This window comes from Bacillus sp. BB51/4 (genome assembly GCF_008368845.1).
Taxonomy (GTDB): domain Bacteria; phylum Bacillota; class Bacilli; order Bacillales; family Bacillaceae_G; genus Bacillus_A; species Bacillus_A wiedmannii.
In genome coordinates this window covers 1-21,555 of the sequence record NZ_QOSC01000009.1, presented here as the reverse complement: position 1 = coordinate 21,555, position 21,555 = coordinate 1, and the positions used below count along the sequence as shown (strand labels likewise).

General features: G+C 34.7%; 18 protein-coding genes and 2 pseudogenes. 14 read left to right on the top strand and 6 right to left on the bottom strand.

What is annotated here, in order from left to right:
* The first annotated feature begins 7 nt into the window (after positions 1-7).
* The 4 genes from DN392_RS11145 to DN392_RS11125 all read left to right on the top strand — a co-directional run bounded on the left by DN392_RS11145 (position 8) and on the right by DN392_RS11125 (position 4,471).
* Complete coding sequence (locus DN392_RS11145; RefSeq protein WP_002160131.1) at positions 8-745, top strand: ABC transporter permease; 738 nt, start codon at positions 8-10, stop codon at positions 743-745.
* 373 nt (positions 746-1,118) lie between these two features.
* The gene (locus DN392_RS11140) at positions 1,119-1,598 is read left to right on the top strand and encodes a PRK06770 family protein (protein ID WP_064449640.1); all 480 of its coding nucleotides are present in this window, start codon (positions 1,119-1,121) and stop codon (positions 1,596-1,598) included.
* Between the two features lie 109 nt (positions 1,599-1,707).
* On the top strand, positions 1,708-3,138 hold the full coding sequence (locus DN392_RS11135; RefSeq protein WP_149238021.1) for an IS4 family transposase: 1,431 nt from the start codon (positions 1,708-1,710) through the stop codon (positions 3,136-3,138).
* Between the two features lie 670 nt (positions 3,139-3,808).
* The gene (locus DN392_RS11125) at positions 3,809-4,471 is read left to right on the top strand and encodes a serine/threonine protein kinase (RefSeq protein ID WP_170771164.1); all 663 of its coding nucleotides are present in this window, start codon (positions 3,809-3,811) and stop codon (positions 4,469-4,471) included.
* Positions 4,472-4,836: 365 nt separating this feature from the next.
* Here the strand turns inward: DN392_RS11125 and DN392_RS11115 are convergent, their stop codons facing one another.
* Together DN392_RS11115 and DN392_RS11110 are read right to left on the bottom strand one after the other, a co-directional pair.
* Positions 4,837-5,214, bottom strand: a complete 378-nt coding sequence (locus DN392_RS11115) for a hypothetical protein (protein ID WP_088321379.1) — start codon at positions 5,212-5,214, stop codon at positions 4,837-4,839.
* Positions 5,215-5,318: 104 nt separating this feature from the next.
* A complete protein-coding gene (locus DN392_RS11110; RefSeq protein WP_000513488.1) occupies positions 5,319-5,675 on the bottom strand; it encodes a hypothetical protein in 357 nt (118 codons plus the stop codon).
* A 369-nt stretch (positions 5,676-6,044) separates the two neighbouring features.
* Here DN392_RS11110 and DN392_RS30325 point away from each other — a divergent pair, with 369 nt between their 5' ends.
* From DN392_RS30325 to DN392_RS11095, 3 genes and pseudogenes are all read left to right on the top strand, one after another.
* A complete protein-coding gene (locus DN392_RS30325) occupies positions 6,045-6,206 on the top strand; it encodes a hypothetical protein (protein WP_000441005.1) in 162 nt (53 codons plus the stop codon).
* A gap of 300 nt (positions 6,207-6,506) precedes the next feature.
* Positions 6,507-6,893, top strand: coding sequence for a DUF1259 domain-containing protein (locus tag DN392_RS11105; protein WP_002108098.1), 387 nt, complete (start codon positions 6,507-6,509; stop codon positions 6,891-6,893).
* A 438-nt stretch (positions 6,894-7,331) separates the two neighbouring features.
* Positions 7,332-8,041, top strand: a pseudogene (locus DN392_RS11095) (YwbE family protein).
* A 237-nt stretch (positions 8,042-8,278) separates the two neighbouring features.
* Here DN392_RS11095 and DN392_RS11090 read toward each other — a convergent pair.
* Positions 8,279-8,872 carry a hypothetical protein gene (locus DN392_RS11090; protein ID WP_064449540.1) on the bottom strand — a complete coding sequence of 198 codons (594 nt, stop codon included), beginning with the start codon at positions 8,870-8,872 and terminating at the stop codon, positions 8,279-8,281.
* 387 nt (positions 8,873-9,259) lie between these two features.
* Between DN392_RS11090 and DN392_RS11085 the strand changes: the two genes are divergently transcribed.
* From DN392_RS11085 to DN392_RS11065, 5 genes are all read left to right on the top strand, one after another.
* Complete coding sequence (locus DN392_RS11085) at positions 9,260-10,738, top strand: DHA2 family efflux MFS transporter permease subunit (protein WP_064449541.1); 1,479 nt, start codon at positions 9,260-9,262, stop codon at positions 10,736-10,738.
* A 497-nt stretch (positions 10,739-11,235) separates the two neighbouring features.
* Complete coding sequence (gene cypD / locus DN392_RS11080; protein WP_064449542.1) at positions 11,236-14,433, top strand: bifunctional P-450/NADPH--P450 reductase; 3,198 nt, start codon at positions 11,236-11,238, stop codon at positions 14,431-14,433.
* Between the two features lie 295 nt (positions 14,434-14,728).
* Entirely contained in the window at positions 14,729-15,148 is a 420-nt protein-coding gene (locus tag DN392_RS11075; RefSeq protein WP_001048560.1) for a MarR family winged helix-turn-helix transcriptional regulator, read from the top strand.
* A 218-nt stretch (positions 15,149-15,366) separates the two neighbouring features.
* A complete protein-coding gene (locus tag DN392_RS11070; RefSeq protein ID WP_048566310.1) occupies positions 15,367-15,717 on the top strand; it encodes a DoxX family protein in 351 nt (116 codons plus the stop codon).
* 181 nt (positions 15,718-15,898) lie between these two features.
* Positions 15,899-16,204, top strand: a complete 306-nt coding sequence (locus tag DN392_RS11065; protein ID WP_088091626.1) for a monooxygenase — start codon at positions 15,899-15,901, stop codon at positions 16,202-16,204.
* 630 nt (positions 16,205-16,834) lie between these two features.
* On the opposite strand, the gene DN392_RS30320 is transcribed toward DN392_RS11065, so the two are convergent.
* A complete protein-coding gene (locus DN392_RS30320) occupies positions 16,835-16,984 on the bottom strand; it encodes a DUF6241 domain-containing protein (RefSeq protein ID WP_176542457.1) in 150 nt (49 codons plus the stop codon).
* Between the two features lie 508 nt (positions 16,985-17,492).
* Here DN392_RS30320 and DN392_RS11055 point away from each other — a divergent pair.
* Both DN392_RS11055 and DN392_RS11050 read left to right on the top strand, forming a co-directional pair.
* The gene (locus DN392_RS11055) at positions 17,493-17,735 is read left to right on the top strand and encodes a hypothetical protein (RefSeq protein ID WP_061671974.1); all 243 of its coding nucleotides are present in this window, start codon (positions 17,493-17,495) and stop codon (positions 17,733-17,735) included.
* 45 nt (positions 17,736-17,780) lie between these two features.
* The gene (locus DN392_RS11050) at positions 17,781-18,320 is read left to right on the top strand and encodes a hypothetical protein (RefSeq protein ID WP_074650775.1); all 540 of its coding nucleotides are present in this window, start codon (positions 17,781-17,783) and stop codon (positions 18,318-18,320) included.
* Positions 18,321-18,443: 123 nt separating this feature from the next.
* On the opposite strand, the pseudogene DN392_RS11045 reads toward DN392_RS11050, so the two are convergent.
* Positions 18,444-19,103 (bottom strand): annotated as a pseudogene (locus tag DN392_RS11045) (hypothetical protein); the annotation flags it as partial.
* 747 nt (positions 19,104-19,850) lie between these two features.
* Positions 19,851-21,281 (bottom strand): IS4 family transposase, encoded by a 1,431-nt coding sequence (locus tag DN392_RS11040; protein WP_149238020.1) that lies wholly within the window; start codon positions 21,279-21,281, stop codon positions 19,851-19,853.
* Positions 21,282-21,555: the final 274 nt, after the last annotated feature.

Below are 21,555 nucleotides of genomic sequence, written 5' to 3'. Positions count from 1 at the left end.
ATCTCAAATGATAAATTTAATTTATTCCGATTGGATAAAAATAAGAAAACACCCACAACAAATTACATTTTTCATCTTAGCACTTTGTCCGATTATATATTCAATGATTATGTATACTAAATTCGTGGTAGGAGAGTATAATCACGGTTTGGATAATTCATGGATGGGCGTATGGATGTTTATATCTTTTTTCTATGTTGGTTTTTTTCTCCCTGTCATTTCAGGGATGGTAACAGCCTTCTTGTGTCAGTTTGAAAACAAAACCAATTGGAAAATAATGCATCTATCTCCAAATACTAATTTTAAAATTGTTTTATCTAAATTTGTATCTAGTGTGTTATTATTTTCTGCAATACACTTAATAGTTTTAATGAGCTTGTATGTATCAGGAATGTATTTTGATTTTACAGATCCATTTCCTTTAGAATTTATGATTAAAGTATTTTTAATTTCTGTTGTTGCGACATTTCCTCTTATAATAGTGCAACTCCTATTATTCTTATTTATAAAAACATCTATCACTTTTACATTTGTTAATATAATCCTATCTTTAATCGGTTTATTTCTTTTTTCAGAAGCAAAGTGGGGATTTGGATATTTATGGTCTTTACCATTCAAGTCTATAGAATTAGTTGATCAAGTTATATTATCTATTGCTATATTATTGGTATCAATAGTTGCATTTACCATTGGTATGATTTTAATTACAGTACGTTATGTAAAATCATTGAGAAAGACAGTATAGAAAGAGAAATGGCCCTTAGAGGGACCTGATAGTATCCCAGTTAGGTAAACAGCAAAAAAAGGCCAATCTTTTCAAATATATACAGAAGAATTGACACTCCCACCTCTAAAGGGGCAAGCCGGCTAACGCCAGTGGACTTCTTGCTACCAAAGGTGACGCTCGTGCTGACATGTAAGATTGCCATCACTCTCACAAAAGACCATATAGGGGTAGAGTCACATCGCTATCAAGCTAAGATTTTTAATTACCCCCAGAACGACAATTTCATGCATCATTGACTACTGATAATGATGCGTTATGTAGACCTCACAGATAGATATGGGTATACAGTTCTTCTTTTATGGTACACTTCAATAAAAGGGGGGTAAGAGGTTTGAAAAAGTGGATTAAAATCACATCAACCTTAGTTATTGCTATAGCAGTTGGTATTTTTACTGGTTACAAAGTCGGTACGTATGCAGGTTCAGACGTTAAGGAAAAGCAGACTGAGAGAATTAAAGGGGAAGAGGTAATACTTGACCTCAACTCTGATCGTCATATAATCAATGCAATGCACAAAATGACTCATCAAAAAGTATTATCTCACGAAAAGCAAGGATTTATCAAAATGACTCCAGAAAATATCGGAAAAGTACGTCGAGCGATTGATGAAAGTAATAGTGGAACCTTACAATATAAAGAACAGTACCTTAAGATGTTGGTTCGTTGGTATGAAGGCGATTTCTCTCAATCGGTTGAGGAGCATAATTTATTATGGGAATGGGACAATAACAGCACTGGTAAAGCATACGAATTAGCGACACCGGAACAAGAAGAAGCATACATTTTAGAACAAGCGAAGTCTGAAAAATAATAAAGGGGTATCGTCACCTCGCTATCAAACTAATAAAAAGAAATGCCACCCTAAAATGAAAAAATGCGCTATTCTTTCTGTAGAATCATAGGAAAGGATGGCGTTTTTTATGTCTGTTTCTGTGTCTGACGAATTACAACCATTTGCTCAAGAGATTCAAAGTTTGTTATCTCCAAATACCTTGCGGGATCTTGCTAGAGATGTTGGTTTTGTACAACGAAGCAGTAAGTATCAAGCAAAAGATTTAGTAGCTTTATGTGTATGGGTGAGCCAAAATATAGCTATGACTTCTTTAGCTCAGTTATCTAGCTGTTTAGAAGCATCAACAGCAGTACTTATCAGTCCTGAGGGACTGAATCAACGATTTAATAAGGCGGCCGTCCAACTTTTACAACACCTACTGGCCGAACTACTAACCAAAAAATTGGCCACATCTATGCCGATTTCTTATCCATACACTTCTGTTTTCAAGCGTATTCGTATTTTAGATTCAACTGCATTTCAACTCCCTGATGTATTTTCATCGGTTTATCCAGGTGCAGGAGGATGCAGCCATACAGCTGGGATAAAAATTCAACTTGAGTATGATTTGTTAAGTGGACAGTTTCTACATATTCATACAGGTCCAGGTAAACAACATGATCGCACTTACGGCTCTCTGTGTGCACCAACTGTGATAGCGAATGATTTATGTATCCGAGATTTAGGTTATTTTCATTTAAAAGACCTTCAATATATACAAGATAAAGAGGCCTATTATATCTCTCGTATCAAGTCGAATACACGTATATATCAAAAAAATCCTAACCCTGATTATTTTCAAGATGGAAGAATTAAGAAAGGTACAGAGTATATACAGATAGATATGGAGACGTTAATGAACTCCCTTCAACCAGGACAAACATGTGAAATAGCTGATGCTTATGTAGGAATGATTGATAAAGTGCCAGCTCGTGTAATTGTTCATCGATTAACAAAACAACAGCAACAAAAACGATTACAAGATCAAGCAGTAAGAGAAAAAAAGAAAGGAATGAAGTATTCCCCTCGTAGTAAACGACTCAGTGGTATCAATGTATATATGACAAACACCCCTACAGATATTGTCCCGATGGGACAAGTGCATGATTGGTATTCTTTACGTTGGCAAATTGAAATTTTATTTAAAACTTGGAAATCATTCTTTCACATTCATCATTGTAAAAAGATAAAACGAGAACGATTGGAATGCCATTTGTATGGGCAACTGATTGCCATTCTACTCTGTTCTTCTATCATGTTTCAAATGCGCCAATTGCTCCTCATGAAGAAAAAACGAGTGCTTAGTGAGTATAAAGCCATATATATGATTAAAGGCTATTTTCTTCTTCTATTCCAAACTATACAAAAAAACACCCAAGAGCTATCCAAGGTGTTACTTCGCCTGTTCAATCTCCTACAGCAAAACGGGAGAAAATCTCATTGGTATGAGAAAAAAACGGTCTTTGATATATTAGGTGTCGTTTACAATTGTACCATGTCTGATAATCAAGCCGCTTAATTCAAAAAAGTGAAACCCGTTAGGGTTTATTTGATATGCAGATTTTTAAATCGGTCATAATAATTCTTTAGAAAACAGAAAAGATCTATTTGAGTTAGTCCTTACTGCAGCTTAGCTTGATAGCGATGTGGCGGTACCCCATACCCATCAAGTTAAAAGCTCACACCACCCCCAGAACGATAATTTTGTGTTTTGTACAGCACCGAGGTTCATTTTTATCGTTTTGAGGAAACTTTTTCTGTTAGGTTTATAGATTATAAAATAGAGTACTAAGCATCCGATTTGAAAGCAGATATCCCTCTTTTGGTTACCCAGGCGCAGGAGGATCATTCTGTCTTGCCGATCCAGATGAAAAGTTAAGTTATATTTATGCGATGAACAAACATGGATTTGGCATGGCCAATGAACGAAGAGAACTTGCACTAATAAAAGCTCTTATACGGTTGCCTCTGAAAAAATGAAAATATGTAAAAATAGTTGGGGATATTTTTATGTTGTACGGTTTTTGGCTATGAATAGTGGAATAAATATTAAGTATTCAACAGTTCAAATAAAACGAGTCATCTTTTTATTTTAAGAAAAAAGATGACTCGTTTTATGCTAAAATTCACTTAGTGTATATTTTCGTTAAAATGTGGGTGGGCCCCCTTTTAGCAAAACCGGAGTGGAAATGATGAGTATAAACAGTTTTGTGGGATTGATAAAGGACGAATTATTAAAAGAGGTAAGTATAAGAAGTGAGGATGAATTCGAGCCTGTAGTAGTTAAAGATATTCCTAGACTTTGGAAGTGTTTAGGGATGGGTAATTATGCCGCAGTATTTATGCACAAAGAATATAAAGATTGGGTAGTGAAAGTTTACGCACGAGAAGGAGAAGGAATTGAAAAAGAGTCAGAAGTATACCGAAGAATCGGAAATCATCCTTCTTATTCGAAGCTTATATATAAAGGAGAAAATTTCATAGTATTGAAACGTTTAAAAGAAATTACCTTATACGATGCTGTTCATAAAGGGATTAAAATTCCTAAGCAGGTGATCCTTGATATCAATGCAGCTTTAGAGTATGCAAGGGAACAAGGATTAACTCCTTGTGATGTTCACGGAAAAAATGTGATGATGGAAAAGGGAAGGGGATATGTAGTCGATGTATCTGATTTCTTAAAAACAAAAGAAGATAGTAAGTGGAGAGACCTAGAAAAGGCATATTTTACATTTTATTTGCCTTTCATTTATAAATTTCCTTTCCCTGTTAAAATACCGTATTTTATGTTAAACATTGTTAGACGTTCGTATAGAAAATATAAGAAGCTTAAAAAGAAATTCAAATTGTAAAAAGACCACATACTTATCTTTAAGTTAGATAAGTGAACCACTAGTAAACAAAAGGACCGTACATTTTAGATATGTCTAATATGTACGGTCCTAATTTTATAATTTCATGAAGTAATCAGTAAACTTTACATTTCCTTTTTCACGCAATTACTTATTTTCTTCCTCAAACCCTTTATTCTTTTTCTCTAACTTTTCAATTCTTCTTTTAAGTAAAGCAATGCCGGCATTTTGACTGTTCTCGTTCCGTTTAATCCTAGGGTCCACAAATACTTTTTATTGTTGATTTTGCAAGGAATTGATGCGTTTTTTGAGCACAGTATGGTTTTATTCACTCCGGCTTCTTCCTGTCACACTCTTGAAGTTAATTATATTTTTCTACGTACTAAATAAAAAGATAAGGCCCCCATAATAACAGGTGCAACGAAATCAAAGAAATGGGAAAATTTAAAAGGAAAAAGTAAAAGAAATGGTATAAGTGTATAGATAACTGCTTGTCCTATAAATACAGGAATTCCAAATTGAAATTCTCTACATCGTTTGATTTTCCTGTATAACACTTCCCCAATTAGACAAGCTACAAGAGCCGGTATACTACCATAAGTGACGATCGTTTTAATGAATCCTAATACAACGTTCGGGTGAATAAAGCTAGGATGAGAAATATATGAAATCAAGAACCATCCAAAAATAAAAGCAAACAGACTTGCAGCATAACTAATTGCAAATTTTATCAACGTAATCATCCTCACAGTTTTCTAGTATTAACTCTATCGTATGACATGAAATCCTATTATTAGTAGTAAGAAAAAAGCGGATCCCTACTCTAAAAAGGCATCCACTCATCCTTCTATACTTGTTTTATTTTCTTTGCCCTTGCAAACTTCCAAAAAGCTGCAAGTAGTATGAGCAGTGGAATTCCCTGAATAAAGAGAAATCCTCCGAAAAAATAAAGTGCACGACTAACTAGAGGAGGGGCTGTTGCCGACTCACCCGCAAAATAAGCCCCATAATTAGCCGCTACACCTGCATAATCAGCTATCCCACCTATAAGAAAAGCCGCTGGACTTATGATTAGATTTATCCCTAAACAGATCATTATTGAAGATAGGTTTTTAGCCTTAATTTTTGGTGAAACAGACAAGAAAAATAAGAATATTGCAGTGCCGTTTATAAGAAGTAGTGTTATTACAAAATAAATTCCCATGATATCCCTCCATGATTTTAATTGTACCATCAGCAAGGACAACTTTGTGTAAATTTGGATGAATAGGGTCTTCATGTGAGGTTAACATAACGTCTCATTAACAGTAGTCAATGATGCATATAATTTTCGTTTTTGCTTTCTTTTCTGAGCTGGATAGCGGTGGGGTGAGTCATAAATTGTGGAACACATTCTTAAGTTATTTAATATGAAAAAATGAAACTCTCCTTCTGCAATCCATTCAAATGGCTCAATCTCCGCTTTTTTTGAATTCCCTGAAGTGCTAAGCATAAGCAAAATAATTAACTATCCTATGCAAGAAAGTTAGGCTAGTTAATCGCATATGTTTTATTGAAGGGATGTGATTACATTATGGAACGACCGAATTGGGGAATTGGAGGATTAGTATTCGTTGGCTGCATGTTTCTTGGCGGAGGAGTGGGATCTATATTAGGCGATACGCATGCTGGATGGCTAATAGGGATGGGTGCTGGATTTATTGGGATGGCTTTAACGAGACTGGTCAGAAAGTAATATAACGGGATTCTTCTTCGGGTAAATAAGGGAATATGTACGTAAGTAATTCATGGTATAAGAGCTCTATAAATTATAGTTAGAAACTTCTCTTTTCAAAATTTCTCCATACATAGATATGATTCTCAAGTCGGAGGATGGCACCTTAGGGTGTTTTTTTTATGCTCTCTAAAAATGTTTTACCATATAATAGATTTCGTGAGATTCCGATAATCTTTTTTGTAATAGAATAGATTCATTACCGTTTCAGACCGACGTATTCATTCATAACCTAACAGTAAAAGGGGGATGATTCAAGGTATGGCGTGTAATGATGAATTAATTTGTCAACAGTTTGCAAGAATTATCGGTGGCCAAGAAGGATTCGCCGGTGGAAAATGCGTGGCAACAATAAATCGGGATGAAATACAAGCAACTATCTTAGGAAAACGTTTTAGAGTAACAACTTCCTTCTCATTCGAATCACGAGATAATAAAACTGGACGAGCATTATGTTTAGGCCGGGTAGCGCTATTGCAAAGAGAAGTCAATGGGTTTGTTGCTACAATTATTAAACAAGGAATAATCGTTTCGTCTATACACAATGAGTGGTTATGTGATGAGCCGAATTTAATTTACGTTAATATCGAAGACGTTGATGATCCGCTAAGCTTCGCAAGGAAAGTTAGAAAAGCGTTATGTAATTAACCAATTTATCCCACTTTAATGAGCAGTAAGACCCCCACCTCAAAATTCAGCGAAAGCAAAGAAGTTAGGTGGGGGATCAACTGCCCATAAAAGTCCGATTGGTTCAACTAATAATCAGTGGGGGATGAAGAAAACCCCCACTGATTAAAGTTTCACTTTATTTAGTTAAATGAGCAATATGAAAGGATCTTTAATTGAAAGATCCTTTCATACATAAGATGAAGGTTTTTCCTTGTATTTTATTAATTAAGTTCACTTGATTAGCAAACGAACGTAATTCCTGTGCACGAATCGATATAATAATTTCTGCTTTTATTGTAGTGTCAGTCTTTTAGTAGCAATTAAATATTTACGAAAAATTTTGACAAAGAAATACATATATTTTTGTTATGCTATGAAAGTTATTGATTTGTAATGTATATATAGGAGGATTTTTTAATGTTAAAGAAATTGTTATTTTTTGTACTTTTGAGTTTGTGTGTAATGTCTTTAAGTGCTTGTAAAGGTGATGAAGAAAAGTTAAAAGTAGCATCAGATGAGCAAAAAATAGATGAAGATAAAAAAGTAGCGGAGGAAGAAAAACGTAAACAAGAAGAGCAACAAAGAGCAGAGGAAGAAAAACGTAAACAAGAAGAGCAACAAAGAGCAGAAGAAGAGAAGCGTAAACAAGAAGAGCAGCAAAGAGTAGAAGAGAAGCGTAAACAAGAAGAGCAGCAAAGAGTAGAAGAGAAGCGTAAACAAGACGAAGAGTAGAAGAGAAGCGTAAACAAGAAGAGCAGCAAAGAGTAGAAGAAGAGAAGCGTAAACAAGAAGAGCAGCAAAGAGTAGAAGAAGAAAAACGTAAGCAAGAAGAGCAACAAAGAGTAGAAGAAAAGCGTAAACAACAAGAGCAGAAGACTCAGCAACAACAGTCTATACAACAAGAGAGAACACAAAAACAAGAAAAAACCACACAAGCAACAGGTGGGAAACCAACAAGATCACAAATTTCAGTTGGTTCACATGTAGTTATTCAATTAGATAATGACTATAGTAAAACTGTAAGTGGTGTTGTGAAAGACATTTTAACACATAGTGAAACACATACATACGGCATTAAAGTTCGATTACAAGATGGACAAATTGGCCGTGTTCAAAGTGTTAATTAGTGAAAAAAGATTTGACTACTTTTCAAATAAATAAACGCTACAAAAAACCGGTTCTTTCGTAAAGGAACCGGTTTTTTGTAGCGTTTTGCTTAGCGTACGAAATCTCTATCAAGTTACCACATACAAGGTAATAGATGTTTTTATAATTTGAAAGGAGAGGAAACGAGCTTGGAGGGAGTACTGGAACCATACAATAAATACATTGAGGGGACATGTTTATCCGCCCGTTCTAATTAACTAAAAGAAGAGCTTTCCCATACCGAGTAGACTACTAAGCATTCCGATTCCATTCATGGTGCCTTTTCCTACTGTCAGTAAGTTTCCAAGCATTCCTGGCTGACCGTTATTCCCCCATCCCATAGGACTTACCTGTCCTCCCCATCCTGGAGGGTTTCCAAAAATACCCCAGTTATTATTGGTATTAAAATTAAAAGCTTTAGCTGGTGGCGATAGTAAAGCGGCGAGATGACCTTGTGCGAACATCCCTGTATGATTGAATGGTTGAGCCCAGGGTAAGGGAGGTTTTTGGAAATTACCTGCATGGCCTGGTAATGGAGTCCAATTAGCAGGATGTCCTTGGGGCATCATCCCTGCATAATGGATTGGCTGACCTAAAGAGAAGGGAGGAGTTTGAGGATTGAAACCCGTATAATTGGCTGGTGAATCCCAACCAAATGGATAGACTCGAGGACTACAATTCTCAGAGATCCTCAGACCATTCATTCCCTCGGCTTTAGTTATTAGGGGCTGTGAATATAATGATGACATTGCAATTTGGTTATTATAGTGTTCCTCGTCGCCCTTTGAATTCAAATACCAATATTGGTGCATAAGCTTATTCCCCTCACTTTAAAAATGTAATGTTAGACTTAGCCTATGTAATATTCCTTTTTATGGATGGTTACATAACTAGATTTACAAGCCTGTATTTAGAGGAATAGGTGTATGGTCTTGTTGATTTATCCTACTATTTGCGGGCAATAAGACAACTCCACCTCAAAATTCAGCCTAATTTAATTTCGGTTAACAAACGCGTTTATAAAGGTTTAATCAATAAAAAAGATTTTAAAATGTTATGTTGAGCAAATAGAATTACTAAAAAGAGAATATCCATTCGAAGAGTTTGGCAAAATACTGCAAGGATAATGTATTCTTGTGCAGATATACAAACGACTTAAACGAATTAATGGAATTTATAATGAAGGGGTAAATGAATATATGAGTGAAACATTACATAAAAGAAAGCCACCATATTTAATGCTTGTAATCCTTTTTATTGGAGCATTTGTTTCGTTTCTAAATAACTCGCTTTTAAATGTAGCCTTGCCATCAATAATGAAGGATTTAGACATAAAAGATTATTCAACGATTCAGTGGCTTTCTACAGGGTATATGCTTGTAAGTGGTATATTAATTCCAGCCTCAGCATTTTTAATAACCCGCTTCTCCAATAGGAGCTTATTTATTACATCTATGTTGATTTTTATTCTTGGTACGGTCTTAGCGGCTTTAGCACCGAACTTTAGTTTATTACTTACTGGTCGGATGGTTCAAGCAGCAGGTTCTTCAGTCATGGGGCCTTTGTTAATGAATATTATGCTAGTAAGCTTTCCAAGAGAAAAAAGGGGAACAGCGATGGGGATTTTTGGGTTAGTTATGATTACAGCTCCAGCAATTGGACCGACACTATCAGGTTATATTGTAGAGTATTATGACTGGCGTTTGCTTTTTGAAATGATTTTACCGTTAGCAATCATTAGCTTACTGTTAGGGATTTGGAAGTCGGAGAATGTCATGAAACAAAACAAAAATGCAAAACTTGATTATCTCTCATTACTATTATCTTCTGTCGGTTTTGGCGGTTTGTTATATGGATTCAGTTCTGCAAGCACCGACGGTTGGACGAATAAAGTGGTCTTAACAGCCTTAATCATAGGCGCTATTGCCCTAATTGCTTTCATTATACGTCAATTAAAAATGAATGAACCGTTATTGGATTTACGTGTTTATAAGTACCCAATGTTTGCACTTGCGTCTGTAATTGCGATTGTTAACGCAGTGGCCATGTTCTCGGGTATGATTTTAACCCCAGCTTATGTACAAAACGTCCGCGGTATTTCACCGCTGAGCTCTGGGCTGATGATGCTTCCAGGTGCGGTAATAATGGGGATTATGTCACCAATTACAGGTAAACTATTTGATAAATATGGCCCTCGCATTCTTGGTATAGTAGGACTTTTCATTACAGCCGTTTCAACTTATATGCTAGCAAATCTGCAACTCGACTCTAGTCACACGCATATTATTCTTATTTACACACTGCGGATGTTTGGGATGGCGATGGTGATGATGCCACTTATGACAAATGGTCTTAATCAATTGCCAACGCGCTTAAATCCGCACGGTACAGCTGTTAATAATACAGCTCAACAAGTATCCGGTTCAATTGGTACTGCTATCCTTGTTACGATTATGAATTCGGTAACAAAAACAAAAGCTGAAAGTCTAATGGCTGATGTAGATCCAACAACCTTCACAGAAGCTACGAAGGCAATGTTAACTCAGAAGGCTTTATTATCTGGAATTCAATATTCATTTTATGTAGCGCTTGGCATGAATATTGTTGCACTACTATTAGTTTTTTTCGTTAAACGTGTAGATACAAGCGCGGAAGCTGTCGAGAGGTTAAATCGGTAGAGTAAAATAAAACTTTAGATCATGATTCCTATAAGTTTTTACTGTTTAGTTAGACTATGAAGAAATGCAAATTTCTGCTGCTAAGGCGCTGGTATTTAAATTTGGAAAAGAACCAGTGAAATATAGTAAAAAGGATCTGATATTCATATCAGATCCTATTTCATTAGTAACACAGTATACTTGCTTATCGTATTTGTTTGAATTGACATTAGGAACTACTGGTTTTCCCAATACTACAATCTTTAGCTCTCAATTTCTGATAAACATTATAATAATACGCTTCATTTTAATTTAGTATTTTCTCTGCAAGTTATAAATCTAATATCAACAAACAACTTAGATTAACAACCTGATAAGCAATATCATAATCGTGAATAGTTAGGGAAAAGATAAAATAAGGTAATCAATTACATATCTTTATCCCAGGCGATTCATTGCTATCTTCTTTTTATTGAATGGGATATTTTATTTCATGCTTTTTTGAAAGGGTGTTTTTAATGGATAAAAAAGTATCTGCCATTCCTCAACCTAAAACATATGGATTGCTGGGGAATCTCCCATTAATCGATAAAGATAAACCGACCTTATCGTTTATCAAGCTGGCGGAAGAGTATGGTCCCATTTTTCGAATTCAAACTTTAAGTGATACCATCATTGTCGTTTCTGGACATGAACTGGTAGCAGAAGTCTGTGACGAAACAAGATTTGATAAAAGTATAGAGGGTGCTTTAGCGAAAGTTCGCGCCTTTGCTGGAGACGGATTATTTACAAGCGAGACTCACGAGCCTAACTGGAAAAAAGCTCATAATATTTTGATGCCTACATTCAGCCAACGAGCAATGAAAGATTATCATGCTATGATGGTCGATATTGCTGTACAACTCGTTCAAAAATGGGCACGGCTTAATCCGAATGAAAACGTAGATGTTCCGGAGGATATGACTCGCCTTACATTGGATACAATTGGTCTATGTGGTTTTAATTATCGATTTAATAGCTATTATCGTGAGACCCCTCATCCTTTTATTACTAGCATGAGCCGTGCTCTAGATGAGGCGATGCACCAATTACAGCGGCTGGATATAGAAGATAAACTCATGTGGAGAACGAAACGTCAATTTCAGCATGATATTCAATCTATGTTTTCTTTAGTAGATAATATTATTGCTGAACGTAAAAGTAGTGGAAATCAGGAAGAAAATGATTTACTTTCTCGTATGTTAAATGTGCAGGATCCGGAAACTGGTGAAAAATTAGATGATGAAAATATTCGTTTCCAAATTATCACTTTTTTAATAGCAGGGCATGAAACAACAAGTGGATTATTATCTTTTGCAATCTATTTTTTATTAAAGAATCCAGATAAATTGAAAAAAGCCTATGAAGAAGTAGATCGGGTTTTAACAGATCCCACTCCAACATACCAACAAGTTATGAAATTAAAGTATATCCGGATGATTTTAAATGAATCGCTACGTCTATGGCCTACTGCTCCAGCATTCAGTCTCTATGCAAAAGAGGATACAGTGATTGGTGGGAAATATCCAATTAAGAAAGGAGAAGATCGTATTTCTGTTCTTATTCCACAGCTACATAGGGATAAAGACGCGTGGGGAGACAATGTGGAAGAATTCCAACCTGAACGATTTGAAGAGCTGGATAAGGTTCCTCATCATGCTTATAAGCCATTTGGAAATGGTCAACGAGCATGTATTGGTATGCAGTTTGCACTTCATGAAGCCACACTCGTAATGGGAATGCTTCTTCAACATTTTGAATTCATCGATTATCAAGACTATCAGCTGGACGTAAAACAAACATTAACGCTAAAGCCTGGTGATTTTAAAATTAGGATTCTACCCCGAAATCAAACTATTAGCCATACTACTGTTCTTGCGCCTATAGAGGAGAAACTGAAAAACGATGAAATTGAACAGCAAGTTCTGAAGACTCCTTCTATTATTGGAGCCGATAATCTTTCACTTCTTGTTCTATATGGATCGGATACAGGGGTAGCAGAAGGTATTGCAAGAGAACTAGCAGATACAGCTAGTTTAGAAGGTGTTCAAACGGAAGTGGTAGCTCTTAACGATCGAATTGGAAGTCTGCCAAAAGAAGGGGCGGTTCTTATTGTAACTTCTTCTTATAATGGAAAACCACCAAGTAATGCAGGGCAGTTTGTGCAATGGTTGGAGGAATTAAAACCGGATGAGCTAAAAGGTGTTCAATACGCAGTTTTTGGTTGTGGAGATCATAATTGGGCTAGTACTTATCAGCGAATTCCAAGATACATTGATGAGCAAATGGCTCAAAAAGGAGCAACAAGATTTTCTACACGTGGAGAAGCGGATGCAAGTGGTGATTTCGAGGAACAGCTCGAGCAATGGAAACAAAGTATGTGGTCTGATGCGATGAAGGCATTTGGATTGGAACTTAACAAAAATATTGAGAAAGAACGCAGTACATTAAGTTTACAATTTGTTAGTCGTCTTGGAGGATCGCCTCTTGCGCGAACATATGAAGCAGTTTATGCATCTATACTAGAAAATCGTGAACTTCAATCATCTAGCAGTGAAAGAAGCACGCGACATATTGAGATATCCTTGCCAGAAGGCGCTACGTATCAAGAAGGTGACCACCTTGGGGTGCTGCCAATTAATAGTGAGAAAAATGTCAACCGAATTTTAAAACGCTTTGGATTAAATGGGAAGGATCAAGTCATACTGAGTGCAAGTGGACGGAGTGTAAATCACATACCTTTAGACAGTCCTGTTAGTTTATTTGACCTTCTTAGTTATAGTGTAGAAGTTCAAGAAGCAGCCACTCGAGCACAAATACGAGAAATGGTGACATTCACAGCATGCCCTCCTCATAAAAAGGAATTGGAATCATTATTGGAAGAGGGAGTTTATCATGAACAAATATTAAAGAAACGTATGTCAATGTTGGATCTTCTTGAAAAGTATGAGGCTTGTGAACTCCGATTTGAACGCTTTTTAGAACTTCTTCCTGCGCTCAAACCGCGTTACTATTCTATTTCAAGCTCTCCACTCGTTGCACAGGATCGTTTGAGCATTACGGTTGGTGTTGTTCATGCACCTGCATGGAGTGGGGAAGGGACATATGAAGGAGTCGCTTCTAATTATTTAGCTCAGCGTCATAATAAAGATGAGATTATCTGTTTCATTCGAACGCCACAATCGAACTTTCAATTACCTGAAAATCCAGAAACACCAATTATCATGGTTGGACCAGGTACTGGAATTGCACCATTCCGTGGATTCTTGCAAGCGCGTCGTGTTCAAAAACAAAAAGGTATGAACTTAGGACAAGCACATCTATATTTTGGTTGTCGTCATCCTGAAAAGGATTATCTCTATCGTACAGAACTAGAAAATGATGAAAGAGATGGATTAATCTCTTTACACACAGCTTTTTCTCGCCTAGAAGGATATCCAAAAACATATGTACAGCATTTAATAAAACAAGATAGAATCAATTTAATTTCACTATTAGATAATGGAGCTCACCTTTATATATGTGGTGATGGAAGTAAAATGGCTCCTGACGTAGAAGATACGCTGTGTCAAGCATATCAAGAAATTCATGAAGTCAGTGAACAAGAAGCAAGGAATTGGTTAGATCGTGTGCAAGATGAAGGGCGATATGGAAAAGATGTTTGGGCTGGTATCTGAATGTTTCTTAATTAGATAAGTAATATGTAACAAATGAACTTCTTTCGAATAAGTGTTAATTTAAAAAATAAACTTATGTATAAAAATCCCGTATTATTATTGAATACGGGATTTTCTTATTTTTAAATAAGCTGAACTGATACTGTAGAAAAATAATAGTTAATTCATTTGACAATTAAAATGACCTAATTTAATATATATGTCATAGCATATAAATAGTGAAACAAACAAATTCATTGTGAATAATTGACTGGTATGCTATATCCTTTTATATCTTAATTTATAGAGGTGATATATGAATTTACATGATTTAATAGGCTATCTTGTTCATCGTACTGATGTGAAAATGACTAATTATTTTACGAAGAAATTAAAGCCTTATGGAGTTACGCCAGAGCAGTGGGGGATTATTAGTGTTCTTTGTAGCCAAAGGGGCACTACTCAAAAGGAGTTAGCAGAAGCTATTGATAAAGATCAAACTACTGTCGTAAGAATGATACAGTCAATGGAGAGAAAAGGGATTGTAAAGAAGGCTTTGAATGACCAAGATAGGCGTTCACACAACCTATTTTTAACTGAAAAAGGTGACGAGTTAAAAAAAGAAATCCTGCCTGTAGTAAAAGATGCTCACCATTTCGTTACGAGTAATCTGAGCGAGGAAGAGATTAAAGTATTACAATCATTATTAAACAAATTGTATGATACACGCTATTAATACTTGTTCCTTATTGATGCTATGCTATTTATAAGGAACAAATTGTATTTTAGGTAAAATATATGCTATAGCATATATTTTTATTTGAAGGAATGGAGAGATAGCTTTATTTTGTATGATAATTGATTCAGAATCACCTTTTTTCCTAGTACCAGTCAAATTTTCATATTATATATGCTATAGCATGTGAATTTTATCAAATAAATAAGAAAGATGTGATTGCAATTTTAATATTAATCAATGTAGTAAAAGTTGTATTGTTTGTTTTCTTTTTAATGACAGGTACGAAAATTATATCTGGGAAAATGGCAGAGGAGTTCAAGCGATTTGGTTTACCTTCGTTTTTTAATTTCTTAACCGGAGCTTTTGAGATTGTAGGAGCGATTGGAATGTTGATAGGAATTTGGGTTCCAATGGCAGCTTTATTAGCAGGATTGTTGTTAGGTGGTACGATGCTTGCAGCTGCATTAACTCTTATTGTACTAGTGAGAGATCCCTTTAAGAAAGCAATACCTGCGCTTGTTTTGTTTGTCCTTAGTTTAGGGATCAGTTTGTATCATATTTTTTAAACATAACCGAAAACTGTTAAACTTTATGCGTTCAAGTTGATATTATTTTGTAATTATTTTATAGATAGGGGTTGTGAAAATGTAGATAAAATTTCAAATGAGTGCAGGAATAACAGCAGCACTCATTTAAGATATTACCTGCATTCGAATTGAAAAATATTGAAAATAGGAGTGAGTGAAAATGGCATATTTACTACAAGTAGATTTTCCGTTTGAAGGTCCTTTTGGTGAAGAGATGGAAAAAGCATTTCGGGATTTAGCAAAAAGTATTAACGAAGAAGAAGGGTTCCAGTGGAAAATATGGACAGAGAATGAAGAAACGAAAGAAGCTGGAGGCATTTATGTATTTGAAGAAAAACAAGATGCTGAAAAATATGTGGAAATGCACAAGGGCAGACTTCAAGCAGCTGGTGTTAAAGATATTAGAGTAAGAATTTTTAACATTAATGAAAAGTTAACTAAACTGAATCGTGGTTATAGTAAATAATGAGGGACACATAATTCAAAAAAAGAAGGGGATAATCTCCTTCTTTTTTTGAATTCTTCTTTTATGTCTTATTATGTTTTATGCAAAAAATCCCTATATAAATAAGGATTCGTGTATCGGCATATAGTTCCTTAGAAAAGGTTGTACTAAGTCTAACATATGAGAGTTCTTATATTTGGGAAATTGACGTGAAAGTACTGTGAAAAAAGTTTTATTGAAATAATTATTTATAAAAGGGTACGCCCCTTACTGGGAGGTAAGGGGCACAGGAAATGCAAATTTATTTGTAATTTGCTAAGTTGATTATAACATATATACCCGTCTATACATGTTAAAAAATTATGAACATAATTAATATTTAGTAACTAGGAGTAAAGAAGGTTGTATGACTTAAGTTATTTTTTTTAGGAATATAACAGTAAAATGCGAGAAGAGACCTGATAACAGGTCCGTTTTTGTTATTGCTTTGGCGTATAATAAATAATGTTGTTTCTCGCGTATCGATACGGGACAAATAGAGGGAATATCTCATCGGTATCCTTTCCTATCAATCTACAGAAAGAGTAGCGTGTTTTTTTATTTTAGGGGCATCTCTTTTTATTAGTTTGATACCGATGTGACAATACCCCTTTATTGTTTTTCAGACTTCGCTTGTTCTAGAATGTATGCTTCTTCTTGTTCCGGTGTCGCTAATTTGTATGCCTTACCAGTGCTGTTATTGTCCCATTCCCAAAATAAATTATGCTCCTCAACGGATTGAGAGGTTAGTAGATGATTCAAATCTAAATCATATTGTGGGTTCGGAATATAGTAACATAGCTTTGTTTGAAGTCGATGAAAATGGCAAATACACTATAATTGCTACTCCTAAATACGATGAGTTAAGGGTCACTTACTTTTATGGTGATTACGCAGCTAAAAAAATATAGAATAGAATCTTAGGTTGATTTGTTCAATCTTTTTTCAAAACACGTTTTTAATTTTTACTCGTTTATCAAGATTATTAGCATCCGTGTATTTATATAAAAATACGTATAGATTAAAAGTGAAAAAGCTAGTCGTAGAGAAACTTTAAGATATTGAATTGTAAAGAATAGTATCCTTGTACCAGAAGTATATTTATAGCTTGGATTTATTTTTTCTGACTTTCTATTTTTAATAAATATAAAATAGAAACTATTTTAGCATTCCAAAGCAAAATTTCCTATACAAATCTTTAATTAATATAATAATCTATGAGTAGAATTAACATTTTATTTATATTAAAACATCGAAAAGAGGTGGGACTTTGAACAAATGGGCTATATTATCTTTAATATGTGTACCTTACGCTCTTTTAACTATAATAAATGAGCATACATTACAAATAGGTGGATCAGCGAATATCTTTTGGAAAGTTGGTTTAATTGCACCACTTATAGGCGTTTTATTTTCAGCTGGAGCCAGTAAAACTTACCAACGTGTTATGCTTGCAATATTTAATTTAGGTTACTATTTTGCACTTTACATCTATATGATATACACTTTTTAAAATACTTTTATATTTGTTTATGAACATATATTTTGGGAGAAAATCATGAAAAATAAAACATACTATTTATCAATAATTTTCACAAGTCTTGTTTGTTTATTTTTATTTACAAAAGCTTTAGGATTTATCTTTTGGATAAATGGTGCACCAATAGACAAATGGGTAGCTTTGGTTGGTTTATTTACTATTCCGATTTTTACCTACTACTCTTTTACAGGACAAAATTTAAAAAAAACACAAAAAACGGTAACCATAGTTATAATAATAGTTCAAATAATATGGATGAAATGGGCCATTAATCAATCCAAATATTATGTACATGTTAACAGTAATAACATTCTCCCATCTCCATATATAATTCAGGAGACTCCAAATTCAGATACTCCTATTTCTCTTGGTCAAAGACTTTTAACTAACTATACTTTTTATAAATCAATTCATTCATATCTATATGTAAGAGAAAATGTCACAGAAAGTGATCGAGGGATTGTTGATTGGATAAAATATTTTGATAGCGAAATAAAAGAAGAAAAAGAAGGACGCATCTATATCGAAACTTATAAGGGGACATTATTTTTCAAGTAAATTGTAAAGGGAGAATTCAATTTGAAATCTCCCTTTTACATTCAACCATTTACTATCTACTCTCCAAATATGAAAATATCAATAGAGTAGATACAATAATTTTTATTCTATAAACTATCCTTAATATTTGTTTATGGCATCTGACATCGTAGATTTCATTGTTTGTAACAGTTCTTCTTTTGTTATTATTTTTTGTACATTTTTAAAAGGTCCGCCTAAAGATTCACCATTTTGATCCTTAATCTCTAGTTCTGTTATCTTTTTATTATTCTTCTGAATGAGTTGAAATAGAGCATATAAACGATCTAATTCTACTGAATCCAATTGGCTAAAGTCAATCTCGTTACTCATTTGCAAAGTTAATAATAATTCATTAGTTGGTTTTCCTTCATCTGGATCTTTACTATCTAAAATATATTGAAGAGCATTTTCCGTTTCAGATTCCACGTAGCCTAATTTTTTCATTTCTTCTAGTGTTGGTTTGAATTTCTTATATTCCTCATATGTTTTTTTTCCATATTGGTATTCATCACCTACTGGATATGAATAGAGGAGACCTTGTACCTTTACTCGGAATTTTAGATATTTGTTATTTTTTTCTTGCACAGTATGGTAGGTATTACCACCATTATTTTCATTTATCGGGCTCCAATCTGTTACAACAACATCAATACCGTGTTTTTTTTTTATATATTCTTGTACCTCAGCTCCATTTGCTTGATTACAACTACTTAGACATAAGAAACAAAATACTAGCAATATTACATGTTTCAATCTTTTCATATAAGCACTCCCTACGTAAGAATTAATTCTTGAATGTGCAGCACACTACAAAACCTTCTTTTCCTGAGTCGTATACTTTAACTTTTATATAGTTTGAATCTTATTGAATCATTTAAGTTCCTGACGTTCCCAACTATACTGCTTGAAGCATTACAGTATTAAAATAAACAACTTATTTATTTTAAGGTCTTTCTCAATTCTATAAGCACATGGTTCATTGGGCTTATATCTAAAATGTACATTCATACGATGGTATCTATTTTACTATAAAATTTAGTTCTATTATTAAAATGTTCCTTTTTTCTTTCCTAGTATAGATGTTCGCTCTACTTCAATGAGGGAGGATTTATGGAAGGACATTATACAATTTCAAGGTGTGCACCATATATAAGAAGAAAAAACATAGCTACAAACTAAATATAACAAAAGTTGTATATACGTATAATCTCATTTAAAAGCACTAATGATAATGTTATACTACTATCAACCAAGAAGAATCCAACAAACTATGATTAATCACTACATTTTCTTTCATAGCATGTCAACGTAAAAAAGACACTTTCCATTGTGTCTTTTTTTACGCTTTGAGATGAATACATTGACTCAATACTTATATTTGGGGTAGCATCACATGCCCATCAAGCTAACCAAGTAAATTACTAGATAAGAAACGATCCTTGTTTCAAAACTAGCAATTGATAGAAAAGTAGGCATGCTAAAGAAGCCTATTAAAACGTGATTTTTTCGCTAGGCAGATTGTCTATGCTTCACCGTCGTTTTATACACAATCCCTAGAATATCAAAGACGGTCATCTTCTTATACCGATGACATTTACGACCGTTCTTTTTGAGCAGCAGATAAAGACGATACAGAATTTTTAAAATTTCTTCTGTGCCAACGGCTATCGCTTGAAACAGTAACGGAAAGTAATCTTTAATCATATAAATCGCTTTGTATTCACTCAGCTCCTGCTTTGTCTTTTCAAGCAGAAACTGTCGCATTTGAAACATCGTAGAAGAACAGAGGAGAATGCCGATGAGTTGTCCATATAAATGGCACTCTAGGCGTTCTCTTTTAATATTTTTACATTCATCAATTTCAAAAAATGACTTCCACGTTTTAAACAAAATTTCAATCTGCCAACGAAGTGAATACAATGAGTGCACGTAGTTCGTTGGTACTCCTTCTAGAGACGTGTTCGTGATATATACATTCATACCCATTAAACGTTTACTTTTCTCCTTCATGACGATGCCTTTTTTCTTTTCACGTATCGCTTGGTTTTTCAGGCGTGTTTGCGTTTGATCATCGGTTAAACGATGGAAAATGACACGTGCTGGAAGCTTCTGATTTTGGCCAATGTATGCCTCGGGGATTTCTATCGTTTCACCTGGGATTAGACCCGACATCATTTGTGCCATATCAAGCTGGATGTATTCTGTTTGCTTTTTTAACGTGCCGTTGTTGAAGTATTCTGGCTCAGGGTTCTTGATATAAATGCGTGTATTCAGCTTCAACCGCGAGATATAGTAAGCCTCTTTATCATGAATAGTTTGTAAGTCTCCTAAATCGAAGTAACCAAGATCACGTAAACACAAATCACCCGCCTCTACGGTTTCAAGGCAGATGGTACCGTATGTTTTATCATTATTCTTTCCTGGTCCAAGCTGCACGTTAAGAAATTGACCACTAAGTAAATCATATTCCAATTGGATTTTCACGCCTGCCGTATTACTACTCCCGCCTGAACCTTGATAGTTAGTGGCGAAATGATCAGGCAGTTGAAACACTGTCGCATCTAAAATACGGATACGATTGAAAGTAGAGATCATGTGTGCAGAAAGCGAGTGATTTGAACAGAGTTTTTGTGTGAGAAGAGAAGTAAAGACTTCTCGAAGAAATGCGACAGCTGCTGGATTAAAGCGTTGATTCAATCCTTCTGAGCTCATCAGTACCCCAGTTGAGGCTTCTAACTGACTGCACAATTGTGTAAGCGATGTGCTAGCGATTTCTTGACTGAGCCATACGCAAAGGGCAATGAGTTCGTTTGCTTGATACTTACTAGATCGCTGTACAAAACCAACTTGTTTGGCGATATCTTGTAGGACTATTGGAGATAAAAAGTATTGTAGCTCTTGTGCGAAAAGATTCAGTTCATTGGAAATGATAGGATTCATCAAAAACGCCATCCTTTCTGTATATTTCTACAAAAAGAATAGCGTTTTTTTGATTATATGGATACAAATTTATCTTAGCTTGATAGCGATGGGGCGGTACCCCTAATACCCCAGAAGGAAAAGAAGAGTTTGAATCCTTTAAGGTACAGGGCGTTCCATATATCATTGTAAAAGATCATGAAAATAACACTCAAAAATCAATTCTTGGATTTAGCACTCAATCATTAGAAGAGGCTATTTTATAATAATCATCCAACACCATGAAAAAGAAACG

Coding starts and splice junctions, on each gene's coding strand:
- DN392_RS30325 (WP_000441005.1), top strand. CDS start 6,045: ATGGAACGACCGAATTGGGGAATTGGAGGATTAGTATTCGTTGGCTGC.
- DN392_RS11105 (WP_002108098.1), top strand. CDS start 6,507: ATGGCGTGTAATGATGAATTAATTTGTCAACAGTTTGCAAGAATTATC.
- DN392_RS11085 (WP_064449541.1), top strand. CDS start 9,260: ATGAGTGAAACATTACATAAAAGAAAGCCACCATATTTAATGCTTGTA.
- DN392_RS11050 (WP_074650775.1), top strand. CDS start 17,781: ATGAAAAATAAAACATACTATTTATCAATAATTTTCACAAGTCTTGTT.
- DN392_RS11115 (WP_088321379.1), bottom strand. CDS start 5,214: ATGATTACGTTGATAAAATTTGCAATTAGTTATGCTGCAAGTCTGTTT.
- DN392_RS11135 (WP_149238021.1), top strand. CDS start 1,708: ATGTCTGTTTCTGTGTCTGACGAATTACAACCATTTGCTCAAGAGATT.
- DN392_RS11075 (WP_001048560.1), top strand. CDS start 14,729: ATGAATTTACATGATTTAATAGGCTATCTTGTTCATCGTACTGATGTG.
- DN392_RS11065 (WP_088091626.1), top strand. CDS start 15,899: ATGGCATATTTACTACAAGTAGATTTTCCGTTTGAAGGTCCTTTTGGT.
- DN392_RS11110 (WP_000513488.1), bottom strand. CDS start 5,675: ATGGGAATTTATTTTGTAATAACACTACTTCTTATAAACGGCACTGCA.
- cypD (WP_064449542.1), top strand. CDS start 11,236: ATGGATAAAAAAGTATCTGCCATTCCTCAACCTAAAACATATGGATTG.
- DN392_RS11040 (WP_149238020.1), bottom strand. CDS start 21,281: ATGAATCCTATCATTTCCAATGAACTGAATCTTTTCGCACAAGAGCTA.
- DN392_RS11090 (WP_064449540.1), bottom strand. CDS start 8,872: ATGCACCAATATTGGTATTTGAATTCAAAGGGCGACGAGGAACACTAT.
- DN392_RS11145 (WP_002160131.1), top strand. CDS start 8: ATGATAAATTTAATTTATTCCGATTGGATAAAAATAAGAAAACACCCA.
- DN392_RS11125 (WP_170771164.1), top strand. CDS start 3,809: ATGATGAGTATAAACAGTTTTGTGGGATTGATAAAGGACGAATTATTA.